A 12,652-nucleotide genomic window follows, 5' to 3' on the forward strand; every position below is an offset into this window, starting at 1 on the left:
CTCAGAGCCAGTTGAGCACAACCCGTCGAGGCATTGTCAGACCCCTCCCCTACTGTGATCACCATCGCCGACAGGTGGGTTCGGGAGGGGTCCTGTCATGGGTTGGATCGAGACATCCAGTGGGTACGCCGTCACGTTGGACGGCGCACAGGTGCGGTGCCGTAACGCGGCGGGACGCATGCTGAAGCAGGTGCCCGCGAAGCTGCGGGACGACGTGGAGGTCGTCCGGCTGCGGCAGTTGGCCGAGTGGCTGGAGCGGCATGAGCGGGAGTGCCGCTCCCAGGTGGACACCTGGATCGTCCGCTCCCTGCCCGTGCCGACGGACCTGCTGGCCCGGGTGTGGCCCGACGCCGCCTGGCAGGCGGTGCTGCGGGACCTGGTGGTGGCGCCGGTCGACACGGACGGCACGGTCGCGCTGGAGCGCGCCGGGTTCCTGCGGGACGCGGATCCGGAGCAGGGCCTCGGCGTGGTCGACCTGGACGGCGACTCGGTCCGGCTCGCCGCGCGGACGGTGGTGATACCGCATCCGGTGCTCCTCGAAGACCTGGAGGACCTGCGGGAGTTCGCTGCGGAGCTCGGTGTCGAGCAGGGCGCCGGCCAGTTGTTCCGGGAGGTCTGGCCGCGGCCGGACGAGAGGGACGGCGCCGCCTTCGAGTGGAGTGCCTACGTGGGCGGGAAGTTCGAGGAACTGCGGCACGCGACCGCGCGGGCGGGTTCGTACGGCTATCGGGTGCGCGGCGGGTACGCGGTGTGCCCGCTGATCGAGAACGGGGTCGCGGTGGAGGCGGCCTACTGGATCGGCGCCGACTACCCGGAGTCCGAGACCCGCACCGGCGGCCTGGAGTGGCGGGCCGCGGGCGGGCGCCGGCTGCCGTTGCGGGAGGTGGGGCCGGTCGCCTGGTCGGAGGGGGTTCGGATGGCGGCTTTGGTGTACGCGGGGCGTGTGGTGAACGGCGAGGACGAGGAGGGGGAGCTGTGAGCGGGGATCAGCTGCTGGAGTCGGGAGCGGTACTGCCGCTGGGCGAGGGTGCCGGCGATGTGCTGACGGCGCGGACGTACGGGCATCCCGTGCTGGAGGGGCGCACGGTGGTGCGGCTGGTGCCCGAGGCGATCGGGCCCGCCGAGGACCTCGCCCTGGAGTACCTGGGCTTCGGCACCGCCGACGCGGCGCCGGTGGGCCGGGTGAGGCGGCAGTCGCTGGGCTTCCCCGCCTGGGCGCTGGTCAACGACCCGGTGAACGGGCACCATGCGCTCGCCGTGGTCAAGGAGATGGAGCGGCTCACCCGGATGGTGTCGAGCAAGCCGGGCCACGCCAAGGACGGCTTCGACGAGATCGGCGCCCGGCTGGACCGCTCGGTGCCGCACTTCCTGCCGACGTACTACGAGCAGGTGGCCCGGCTGTTCCTGGCGGCGGAGTCGCGCCAGCACGCCGCGTCGTTCTTCGGCAAGGCCCGGGCAGCCGAGCAGCGGCACGCCCTCGACGTGGACGAGGACCGGCTGCGGGAGGTGTTCCTGGAGTTCGCCGGGGCGGGCGCGCTGAGCGGCAAGGCACTGCGCGACCACGCCAAGGGGCTGGCGGCACGACTGTCCGGCACAGCCGCGTACGAGCAGTTCAGGACGCTGTCGTCGCAGCGCTGCGCGGCCGGGATCGCTCCCTACGCGGGCATGCTGGAGGATCTGCGGCGGCTGGCGAAGGGTGCGGGGCTCGATCCGCGTGCCGAGGAGCGTGCACTGCTCGCCGAGATCCTCCCCTCGGGCGCCATGAACCGCGCGGCCGGGAGCTTCTGGAAGTCCGCGCTGCCCGCTCTGGCGGAGCTGGCTCACGAGGATCCGGCGGTACGGGAGCGGTTGTTGACGCTGATGCCGTCCACGGGCGGTGATCAGCGCGAGGAGTTCGACGCGGCGTGGCTGGCGCTGCTCGACGCCTGCGGGGCGATCGGTCTGCTGGTCGACGGCACGGTCGACGCCGCCGACTGGCTGAGCTCCTGGGACCGGCACCGCCAGCGTGGCTGGCGGCAGCGCAAGCGGCTCGTCGAGGAACTCGCCCTGGTGGAGCGGCTGGCGCCCCGGCTGATCGCCGACGGCAAGCCGGTGCGGCTGCTGCGCGAGCAGGGCTGGAACTCCTACGTGGATCTCGACCTCCTGGACACCGCCCTGGCGGCGGGTGTCCCGGTCGCCGACCCCTCGCCGGGGACCAAAGGCCTGGAGCTGCGCTACTGGACGGACGACGAGCGCCCGGGCCGCCGGGACCTGGCCGCGGTCACCACCGACCCACGCTTCACTCCCCTGTTGCGCAGGGCGGTGGAGGACCTCTCGCTCACGGACGCACCCGCGTCCGGGCCCTCGGCCCGCGTGCGGCGACTCGCGGACCATCCGGCGCTGCGCACGGCCGTGGCGGGCTGGCTCCGGGACCGGGCCGACGAACTGGCCGAGCCGGTCGGCCTGCCGGGGCTCAAGGAGCTGCTGACCAAGGTCTCCCGCTTCTCGGCACCCGCCGCACTGGCGACGGCACCGGAGGCCGTCCGGCGGATCGTCGACTTCGATCCCGCACCGGTCCTGGGCCGCACCCTGCGCACGGGCATCTTCGACGAACTGGGCTGGCCCGCCCTCGAAGAGGCCCTGGACACCCTCGGCAAGGTCGCCCCGCCGACGAGCGGACAACACCCGTGGCCGCACCAGCACGGCGGGTCGTACCAGTACGCGGACGCCTGGCCCGCGCTGATCGTCCGTGTCGGGACCCAGGTCGCACTGGCCGGCCCCGACGCCCTGCTCGACACGCGCACGCTCACCCTGCCGTCCCAGGGACGCCAGTACGGCGAGCCGACAGTGCGTCACGTGGACGGCCAGTGGCTCATCGCGTCCGGGTACGGGAACGAGCAGCGGGCCGTCTGGTCCGGACGCCCCGCCGACGTGTTCAAACCGACAGGCCTGCCGGGCGGCTGGTACGGCGGCCACCCGGTGTCGCTCGCGCTGCCCGACGGCGGCCGCTGCTTCGGCGGCCGGCCCGTGCACGCCGGGGACACCACGTTCGCCGAGCAGCGCCGCGAGATCGCCTCGGACGGCATCTCGTACTGGGTGCTGCACGAGAACCACTGGCACGAGTACGACCCCGCCACCGCCAAGCGCGGCCGGGCGTCGGTGCCTGCGTTCTTCGACTCGGCGCTCGCCGGCGCCCGCCCGGGCGTCGTCCTCACACAGTCGGCCTGCCGGCTGCTGCCGGTCCAGCCAGGTCTGGAGGGCTCGCCGTTCGGCAGCAAGGACGGGCTACTCGGCTGGTGGGTGACGCACGACCAGAACTCCGGTGCCTGGACGGCCTGTTCGGTCGACGGGAACCGCAGTCCGGCGACCACCAAGGGCGTTCCGGCCCCGCCCCTGCGCCTGCCGGGCGGCGCCGTCCTGCACCCCGTGCAGACGGGCTGGAACCGTACGATCGTCGAGCTGTGCGACAGGGACGGCCTGTCGCTGGCCCGCGTCCAGCTGGGCGACCGCGGCAGCGCACATGTGGCGGGCACCCGCTTCCTGCCGCCGCTGTGGTACTGGCACGCGCTGCGCCCGCGCGACGAGCACGGCTCGGCCGCGCTGCGGGCCGTGACCGACGCGGACGCCACCGCGCTGCTGGCCGCCGTCCGGGACGGCGAGAGCCCGCGGGAGGCCGTGGCCCGGCTGCTGCCCGCCGTCACCGACGAGCGGCTCGCCCTCGGGGTGGCCGGGTTGGTCGAGGAGACGGCCCGCTGCGCCAAGCGGATCGCCACGCTCGCCGAGCGGGCCGAGCGGCCGGTCGCCGCGCCCCAGGACAAGGAGGAGGAAGTCCGGCACGCGTACGACCACGTCCTGCGCGAGGCGCTGCGGGAGCTCACCGCTCCCGGACACTTCTACGGTTACTACGGCAACGAGCAACACGCCACCACCACGGTCGACCAGCTCAGGGCGTTGCGCTCGCTGTTGGCCCCGGGCACACCGCCCGCGAAGTTCCCGCTCGTCGGCACCGGAGTCGCCTGGCTCTCGCTGGCCGGCCCCGGCATGGCGGCGGCCGCCCTGCGCGCCGCCGCGCCCACCACGCCGGAGGGCCGGCGCGCCGGGCTGCTGGAATTCCTCGACGTCGTCCTGTCGGTCGGCGACGGCGTGCTCGTCGATCCCCGCGGACGACTGCGGGTCGTGCAGCTCAAGGCCTCCCGGTCGGAGCGGCCGGAGCGCGTCGGGGAGGTGCTGGCCTCGGGCGACCGGCGGCTTCTGATCCTGTCCTGCCAGAAGGTCGACGCGGGCGACGCGTACTGGAACGCCGTCGAGTACGACCCGGCGGGCGAGTTCGGCCCCTGGGAGGGCTTCGCGCTCGTCGAGTCCGAGATCCGGGGTACGTCCGGGGACGAGGCCCTGGCGCCCGCCGTACGGCGGTTGGTGGCGCTCGTGAGGGAGCGGGGACCGCTGCCCTACCGGCCGGAGCAGGCACGGGAGTTCGCCGAGCGGGTGGGGGTGAGCGCGGTGGCCGGAGCGCTGCTGCTCCTCGGGCTGCCCGGGCTCAACTCCTACGGCAAGGACGGGCTTCTACCCGCGGAACACCTCCAGCCGCTGGGCGCGAAGAGCGCGGAGGCGCAGGCCGCCCGGAGCGCCCTCGGCGAACTCTCCGTCGCGGAACGGCAGTTGTTCACCGCCGCGCTGGTCCCGTCGGATCCCGGACACACGGAGCGGCTGTGGACCGACGGTTTCGACCTGGAGCCCGTCGTACGGATCTGGATCGAGCGGCGGGGGCAGCGGCGGGCGGCGCCGCCCGAGCTGATCGCGCGGATGGTGAGCGAGACAGGGCCGGGCCGGATGCTGGACGCCGTCCTCAACCCCCAGGCGCGCCCTGAGCTGACCGGTCGCACCGAGCAGCGGATGCGGGGCAACGGACTCGAACCGCTGGACGCGCAGGCCCTGTTCACCGGCTCCACCCTGGCCGCGTACGTCAGCATGCTGCGCTGGCTCGCCTATCGACTGCCGTACGGCGATCCGCTGCGCGCGACGCTGCCCGAGACCCTGCGCATGCTCCGCGAGCGCCTCACCGACCCCGGGCTGCTGCTCGACCTCGGGGTGACCTGGGGGCATGACGGCAACACGGTGTCGACGCGGGTACGGGAGACGTTCGGGCTGCCCGCCCAGGGAGGCGGGGACGCGGAGGGCCTGCTGCGGGCGGGCCCGGCGATCGTGCTGGCGCCGATGCGGCACCGCTCGGAGTGGGACACCGTATGGCTGCGGCCCTCGGCCGTGCTGCCGCAGGCGGGCGAGGAGGGCGGACCCGATCACCCGGCGCTGAAGCTGCTCGCGGCGCTGAGCCGGGACAGCGGGCAACTGCAGTCGCTGCGCACGCTGTTGAGCGAGGAGTTCACCGCCCTGATCACGGCGGACGGCCCGCCCGGAGCCGCACAGCACCCGGCCCACAGCGCGCCGGAGCTGGTGGCCGAGGCGGCGCAGCGCTGCGGGCTCTCCGAGGACGCGGCCGGGCTCTATCTGATGCTGCTCGCGCTCCCGGACCCCACGGACCGCAACCAGGCGGCCTGGACCGGCTGGAAGCCCGCGCGGCTGAAGCGGGCCAGGGCCGAACTGGCCGCCACCGGGCTGGTGGTGGAGGCGAAGCGGTCCCGGGCCGGGCGAGCGCAGTTCCTGCCCGGCGGCTGGCTGGAGCACAAGGCGCCGCGGCTGCCCGTCGAGAGCTGGAAGACCCCGCTGCTGCCGGAGACGACCCACGGTTTCGTGGTGCCGGACCACCCGGTGCCGGAGTTGTTCGCGCGGGCCTGGCGGCGGGTCGTCGAGGGTGACGCGCCCGGGTTCGAGGAGTTCGCCGGGCGCGGTGGCCGGGGCGGCAGAGGTGGCCGGGGCGGCCGGAGCGGAGGCAGGGCATGAGCGGCGGACGGAGCACGGCGAGCGGGATGACGGCATCGGGTGCGACGGCCAGGACGAACGTGACGGAGGCGAGGGGCGTAACGGGTGTGCCGGACGTGTCGAACGTGACGGGCGCGCGGCAGATCGAGCTGCCCGAGGACCGTCACGCCGAGGAGCTGGCGTTTCTCGCGGCGTACGACGAGGGGCCGCGACCGCCGGGCTGGCACCTGACCCCGCGCGCCGTGGTGACGTTCGTGTGCGGTTCGGACGGCGAGACGCTGAGCGGCGCGGACGGGCGACGGCTCGTCGTGTCACGGAAGTTCGTGGGCGACCGGGGACTCGTCGAGCGGTGCGTGGTGACGCTCGCGGGCGAGCGGGGTCTCCTGCTGGTCGGCGAGCCCGGCACCGCCAAGTCGATGCTCTCCGAGTTGCTGGCCGCCGCCGTGTGCGGCACCAGCGCGCTCACCGTGCAGGGCACCGCGGGCACCACGGAGGACCAGCTCAGATACGGCTGGAACTACGCGATGCTGCTCGCCACGGGGCCGAGCCGAGCGGCCATGGTGCCCTCACCCGTGCTCACGGCGATGACCCGGGGAGCCGTCGCCCGGATCGAGGAGGTCACGCGCTGTCTGCCCGAGGTGCAGGACGCCCTGGTGTCCCTGCTGTCCGAACGGCGCATCGCCGTACCGGAGTTGGCTGGTGGCCCGGAAGGGGACGGCACGGTGCACGCCGTGCCGGGGTTCACGCTGATCGCGACGGCCAACCTCCGTGACCGCGGTGTCTCCGAGATGTCCGCCGCCCTCAAGCGCCGCTTCAACTTCGAGACCGTCGGACCGATCGACGACCTCGACGCGGAGACGGAGCTGGTCCGAGGCCAGGCCACGGCGGCGCTCGCCCGCTCGGGTGCCCCTTTCTCCGTAGACGACGCGGTGCTGGAGGCGCTGGTCACGGCCTTCCGGGATCTGCGCTCGGGCCGCAGCGCGGAGGGCTGGGAGGTCGAGCGGCCCACCACGGTGATGTCGACGGCGGAGGCGGTGCAGGTCGCCACGTCCATGGGCCTGGGCGCCGCGTATCTCGGGGACGGCAGGGATGTCGTGCGGACCCTGCCCGGCCATCTGCTCGGCACGGTGCGCAAGGACGACCCGGCCGATCACGCACGGCTGCTGGGCTACTGGGACGGTCCGGTGCGGCGTCGCGCGGAGCAGGGCGCCGCGCTGTGGCGGACGCTGTGGGAGCTGCGCGATGACCTCGTGTGAGCAAGCGCCCGACTCGGCGGGGTCGCCCGAGGTGGCTCTGGAGGCGCTGGCCGAGTGTCGGGAGCCGTTCCTGATCGGCGTGCGGCACCATTCACCGGCGCTCGCGGCGGCCGTGCCGGAGATGCTGTCGGCGGCGGCGCCGGAGGTGCTCCTCGTCGAGCTTCCGGAGGAGTTCGCGCCGTGGCTGGAGTACCTGGGGGATCCGGCGACGGTGCCACCGGTGGCGCTGGCGGGGAGCCGGGAGCACGGCGGGGTGGTCTTTCTGCCCTTCGCCGAGTTCTCCCCGGAGCTCGCGGCGATTCGCTGGGCGAGGGAGGCAGGGGTGCCGGTCGTGCCGTTCGACCTGCCCCTGGCCGCGCGGGACACGGGGGAGCGGGCGCGGGAGGTGGCGGAGGAGCCGGGTGCGGGCCGAGCGGGTGGCGGGCGTGGGCGGCTGGCGGCCGCCCTGCGAGCGCGTGCCGGGGGCCGGACGGAGGACGACCTGTGGGCGCGGCTGGTGGAGTCGGGCGCGCCGGGCGCCTCGCCGGAGGAGTTGCGGCGCGCCGCGCTGCTCGTCGGCTGGGCGTTGCGGGCGGACACCGGAGAGGACGCCGTGGACCCGTACGACCTGCGGCGCGAGGCCAATATGCGGGGGCGACTGGCCGAGTGTTCGGGGCGGCGTACGGCAGCGGTGATCGGGGCGTTTCACGCGCCCGCGCTGCTGCGGGCTGGTTCCGGCCCGGTGGGTTCGGGTGCCGGGCCGATGGGTTCGGGTGCCAGGCCGGTGGGTTCACTTGTCGGGCTGGTGGGTTCGGGTGCCGGTTCCGCGGAGGACGTCCCCTCGGTCATCACCTCCCTCGTGCCCTACTCGTACCCGCTGCTCGACGAGCGGTCCGGGTATCCGGCCGGCATCCGTGATCCGGAGTGGCAGCGGGGGGTGTTCCGGGCGGCCGGGGAGCCGGGGCGGCTGGACGAGTTGCTGACGGCGACGGCCGTGCGGATCTGCGCCGCCGTCCGCGAGGCGGGACATCCCAGTGGCCCCGCCGACGCCCGGGAGGTGGTGCGGGTGGCGCGGGATTTGGCCACGCTGCGCGGGTTGCCCGCCGCGGGCCGCGGCGAGCTGGTCGAGGCGGTGCAGACGGTGCTCACGCAGGGCCAGTTGCTGGGTCGGGGGCGGGTGGTGGCCGCGGCCATGGAGCGGGTGCTCGTCGGTGACCGGCAGGGGCGACTCGCTCCCGGCACGCCACGCTCCGGCCTTGGCCCGGCGGTCGAGGGCCTCCTCGCTGAACTCTCACTGCCCTCCCCCACCGCCCCCGCCCGCCGTGAGCTGCGGCTCGACGCGCTGCGGTCCGAACTCGACCGCCGACGCGAGATCTGTCTGCGCAGGATGGCGGTCTGCCGTGTTCCCTACGGCGAAGAGGCCGGCGTCGCGGGGGTCGGCGACGGCGCCGCGCTCACCACACGGTGGACGGTGACCTGGACGCCCTCGACCGCGGCGATGCTGGATGTCACCGGCGTTCACGGAGTGACGTTGGAACAGGCGGCCGGCGGCGTACTGGCGCGGCGACGGGCGGCGGAGCGGCGCGACGGCGGTCCGACCGCGGCCCAGGTGCTCGCCGGGCTCGAGGACGCGGCCCGCTGCGCCCTCCCGGGGCTCGCCTCGGAACGCCTCACGGAAGTCGCCGAACTGCTGCCCGCGTCCGGCACCCTGCCCGAACTCCTCGGCGGGCTCGACCTGTTGAGCCGGATCGGCGCGGGGCATGTGCCGGGGCTGCCCGCCCCTTGGGAGAAGGAGCGGATCGAGGCCGCGTACGAGGAGTTGGGCGCCGCCGGTGTCCGCGCGCTCGACGGGCTGACCGGCTCCACCGACACCGCCGACGCCCGCGCTCTGGTGGACCTCGCCACCCGGGTGGACGGCGCGGGCGGCGGACTCCGGCTCGCGGACGCCCTCGGCCGCCTGGACGAGGACGGTACGCCGCTGATCCGCGGCGCCGCGGGAGCCGCCCGGGTGTTGCTGGGGCTGCGGGAGGCGACGGAGTTCGGCACCCGGCTGGCCTCCCGTGTCGACGGTGCCGTGACTCCCGAACTCCGTTCCGACCTCGCCGCGTTCCTGCGCGGCACGCTGCTCGCCGCCGGTCCGCTGCTCGAGACGGGCGAGGTCGTGGACCCGCTCCTGGAGCGCGTCGAGTCCCTCACCGACCGGGCCTTCCTCGACCGCCTGCCGGCCCTGCGCGCCGGCTTCGACGTCCTGGCACCGGCGGCCCGGTCCCGGATGCTCGCCGCGGTGGAGGACCACACCGGCCACGCGGTGGGCGAGTTGCCGGACCCGGTATCGGAGCCGGGGTTCCTGGCCCGGATGGCGGCGGCGGATCTGGCGGGGCGGACGGCGTTGGCGACGGCGGGGTTGGACCCCTTGGGCACGGACGCGACGCCTACCTCGAATCAGACCCCGCATGACAACCCCGGCGTGCCCAACAGTCCTGCCGCGCCCAGCAGTCCAGCCGTACCCAGCAGCCCTGCCGTACCCGGTAGTCGCGCCGTGCCCAACAGCCCTGCCGTACCCGGCAGTCGCACCGTGCCCGACAGTCCCGCCGTACCCAACAGTCTCGGCCCCGGAGATCGCTGGCGGCTCCTGCTGGGCAGGGCACGGCAGTTGACGGGGCGGGTCGTCCGGATCGCTCGCGCACTCGACGAGTTGTACGGGAGCGGGCGCGGCGAGGGGGTCGGAGAGCCCGGTGACGACGGTGCGGGCGGCGGGAGCGAGGCGTCGTTCCCGGATGTGCGGAGCTGGTCCGAGGAGCTCGCGGCGCTCTTCGGACCCGGGGTACGGGAAGAGGTGCTGGCCGCGGCGGCCGACGCCGGACGCGTCGACGCCCTGCAGGAACTCGACCCCGCCTCGGCCCGCCCCTCGGTCGAGCTCCTGCGGACGGTCCTCTCGTACGCGGGAGGCATGCCCGAGCAGCAACTGGCGCGGCTGCGGCCCCTGGTCGCCCGGCTGGTCAAGGAGCTCACGGACGCTCTCGCCCACAGACTGCGACCCGCCCTCGCCGGTCTCGCGCATCCGCGGCCCACCCGCAGACCGGGCGGCCCCCTGGATCTCGCCCGCACCGTGCGCGCGAACCTCGCGACCGCGCGCCGCGATCCGGCGACGGGAGCGATGACGGTGCTGCCCGAACGGCCGGTCTTCCGTACCCGGGCCCGCAAGGCGGCGGACTGGCGGCTCGTGCTGGTCGTCGATGTGTCCGGGTCCATGGAGGCGTCGACGATCTGGGCGGCGCTCACCGCGTCCGTGGTCGCCGGGATCCCGGCACTGAGCACGCACTTCGTGGCGTTCTCGACGGAGGTCGTGGACCTCACCGACCAGGTGGACGATCCCCTCGGGCTGCTCCTCGAGGTGCGGGTCGGCGGCGGGACGAGCATCGCCCGGGGCCTGCGGCACGCACGCTCACTGGTGACGGTTCCCTCCCGCACACTGGTCGTCCTGATCAGCGACTTCGAGGAGGGGGGTCCGGTGGGCCCGCTGCTGTCCGAGGTGCGGGCACTCGTCGACTCGGGCTGCCATGTCCTCGGCTGCGCCTCGCTGGACGACGCGGGCCGACCGCGCTACTCGTCCGGTGTGGCGGGGCAGTTGGTGGCCGCGGGCATGCCGGTGGCGGCCCTCAGCCCGCTGGAACTGGCCCGCTGGGTGGGCGAACGCATGGGAGGTACACACCGATGACCACGCTTCCCCCGGTGACGGCCGAAGTGGCGGCCGCCGCGCTGGAGTCGCTCCCGACCCGGCTGCGCAAACGTGCCGACTCGGCCGCGGCCAAGGCGGCCAACTGGCCCGTCGCCGTCACGGACGCGACGGTCGTGGTGCGGGTCGACGACTCGACGACGGTCACTCTCACCACCACGGCCGGGGTGGTGACGTCCGCCGAGGATGCCGTGTGCAGCTGTCTGCTCGCGCCGGCGTGTCTGCATCGTGCGGCGGTCCTGACGCTGGCACCGCTGGCGGAGGAGACGGACGGACCGGAAGCGACGGCTGTCGTGCCGTCGGACGCCGGCGACTCCACCCCTGTCGTCCCTCCGGAGACCGGGGCCCTCGACCTCAGTCCCCCACAGTCCGCGGCGGTGCACGCCCTCCGGGTGGCCGCGACCGCCGTACTGGCAGCCGGAGTGACCGGCTCCGGTGCCGTGCACCGCGCCACGCTCCTCCATGCCGCCCACTCGGCGCGCGTCGCCGGACTCCACCGCGCCGCGGCCGCGGCCGTCCGGGTGGCGCGGCGGCTCTCCGAGGCGGGCACCGGGGACCCCGCGTTCCGGCTGCCCGAACTGGCCTCGGAGCTGGCGGAGTTGCTGACCGTCGCCGTCGGGCTGCGCCGGGCGCCGGACCCAGATCTGATCGGCACCGCACGTCGGGCCTACACGGCGAACGGTTCGCTGCGACTGCACGGTCTGTTCACCGAGCCGGTGGTGACCGCTTCGGGGTACGCCGGGGCGGTCACGTACGCCCTCGCGCAGGACGGCCGGCTCCGCTCGCTGTCCGACGTGGCGCCGGGCGACGCCGACCGTGCTCGGCAGGCCGCGGGCTCCGCGGTCCCCGGCGGCAGCGCCCTCACCCTGCGGGAACTGGGCGACCACGGCGGGGCGATCCTCACCGACCCGACCGTCTCACCGGACGGGCGGATCGGCGGTGGCGGCGCGGTCCGTTCCGTACGGGCGTCGGGGGCCCGTTGGCACGAGGAGCCGCTCGACACGCTCTGGCGGCGTTCCCCGGTCGACCAGGTGGCTGCCGCGCTGCGGTGGTCGGCCGAGCCCGCCGACGAACGGGACGCGGGTGGTGACCTGCTCTTTCTCACCGGGACGATCACCGGCGGAGGGTTCGCCGTGGACGGTGGTCCCACGGTGCGCCTCCTGGCGCCGGACGAGCGTCCCGAACTCTCCTACGTCGAGAACCTCCGGCTTCTGGCGGGGGCCCACGGTCTGTCCCTGCGCCTCGTCGCACGGCTCGCGGCGGACCGGCCGAGCGGTGTACGCGCCCTCGCCGCGGCCTGGCAGGGCACGGACGGCGACCCGGTCCGCGCGGACCTCGGTCTGCGCCGCCTCAACCGCACCCACCTGCCCAGGACCGGAACGGCCGTCATCCCTTCCACCCCAGCGCCCGCGCTTCCCACGGAACTCGACCTCCTGCGGCGGGCCGTGGACCGCGCGGTCGCGGGTGGCCGCGCCGTCACCGCCGCCGTGGCCGACGGCGAACTCCCCCGTCGGCTCGCCGCGGTGGGTCTGACCACGGGGGCCGCGTGCGCGCGGGCCCTGGTGGACACCGCGTCCGACCGGCGCCATGACGCGCTGGGCCGACTGCGGCCGGCCGACCCGGAGGCGTACGCCCGCGCCTGGCTCGCGTCGTCCACTTACGCCTCGGCCGCCACGGCGTCCCTCCTCACGGCCGCGTGGGCACCGGAGGGGGAGCACGATCCGGCCTGACCGCGGGGGTCCTGCGGGGCGGGGGCGGCGGGGAGGCGAGCGAGGAGGCGGGAAGGCGGAGGCCATAGCGTCCGGCGCCCCGGTCCCGTAACCCT

Annotated in this window: 5 protein-coding genes; all 5 read left to right on the top strand. The window is 74.8% G+C overall.

From position 1 onward, the window contains the following. Window positions 1-97 precede the first annotated feature (97 nt). From KVT44_RS13180 to KVT44_RS13200, 5 genes are read left to right on the top strand one after another with little or no spacing between them, the layout of a single operon-like run. Window positions 98-979 (top strand): DUF4132 domain-containing protein, encoded by an 882-nt coding sequence (locus KVT44_RS13180; RefSeq protein ID WP_217567173.1) that lies wholly within the window; start codon window positions 98-100, stop codon window positions 977-979. Then, the gene (locus KVT44_RS13185) at window positions 976-5,877 is read left to right on the top strand and encodes a hypothetical protein (RefSeq protein WP_217567174.1); all 4,902 of its coding nucleotides are present in this window, start codon (window positions 976-978) and stop codon (window positions 5,875-5,877) included. Before KVT44_RS13180 ends, KVT44_RS13185 begins: the two co-directional genes overlap by 4 nt. Then, window positions 5,874-7,112, top strand: a complete 1,239-nt coding sequence (locus KVT44_RS13190) for an AAA family ATPase (RefSeq protein ID WP_254649296.1) — start codon at window positions 5,874-5,876, stop codon at window positions 7,110-7,112. Before KVT44_RS13185 ends, KVT44_RS13190 begins: the two co-directional genes overlap by 4 nt. Then, complete coding sequence (locus KVT44_RS13195; protein WP_217567175.1) at window positions 7,099-10,809, top strand: DUF5682 family protein; 3,711 nt, start codon at window positions 7,099-7,101, stop codon at window positions 10,807-10,809. The genes KVT44_RS13190 and KVT44_RS13195 overlap by 14 nt, the downstream gene beginning before the upstream one ends. Then, window positions 10,806-12,557, top strand: coding sequence for an SWIM zinc finger family protein (locus KVT44_RS13200; protein WP_217567176.1), 1,752 nt, complete (start codon window positions 10,806-10,808; stop codon window positions 12,555-12,557). The genes KVT44_RS13195 and KVT44_RS13200 overlap by 4 nt, the downstream gene beginning before the upstream one ends. Window positions 12,558-12,652: the final 95 nt, after the last annotated feature.

The organism is Streptomyces sp. GbtcB7 (assembly GCF_019091445.1).
Classification (GTDB): domain Bacteria; phylum Actinomycetota; class Actinomycetes; order Streptomycetales; family Streptomycetaceae; genus Streptomyces; species Streptomyces mirabilis.

What these genes read in the sequence shown, in the direction of transcription:
- KVT44_RS13180 (WP_217567173.1), top strand. Translation starts at nt 98, where the DNA reads ATGGGTTGGATCGAGACATCCAGTGGGTACGCCGTCACGTTGGACGGC.
- KVT44_RS13190 (WP_254649296.1), top strand. Translation starts at nt 5,874, where the DNA reads ATGAGCGGCGGACGGAGCACGGCGAGCGGGATGACGGCATCGGGTGCG.
- KVT44_RS13195 (WP_217567175.1), top strand. Translation starts at nt 7,099, where the DNA reads ATGACCTCGTGTGAGCAAGCGCCCGACTCGGCGGGGTCGCCCGAGGTG.
- KVT44_RS13200 (WP_217567176.1), top strand. Translation starts at nt 10,806, where the DNA reads ATGACCACGCTTCCCCCGGTGACGGCCGAAGTGGCGGCCGCCGCGCTG.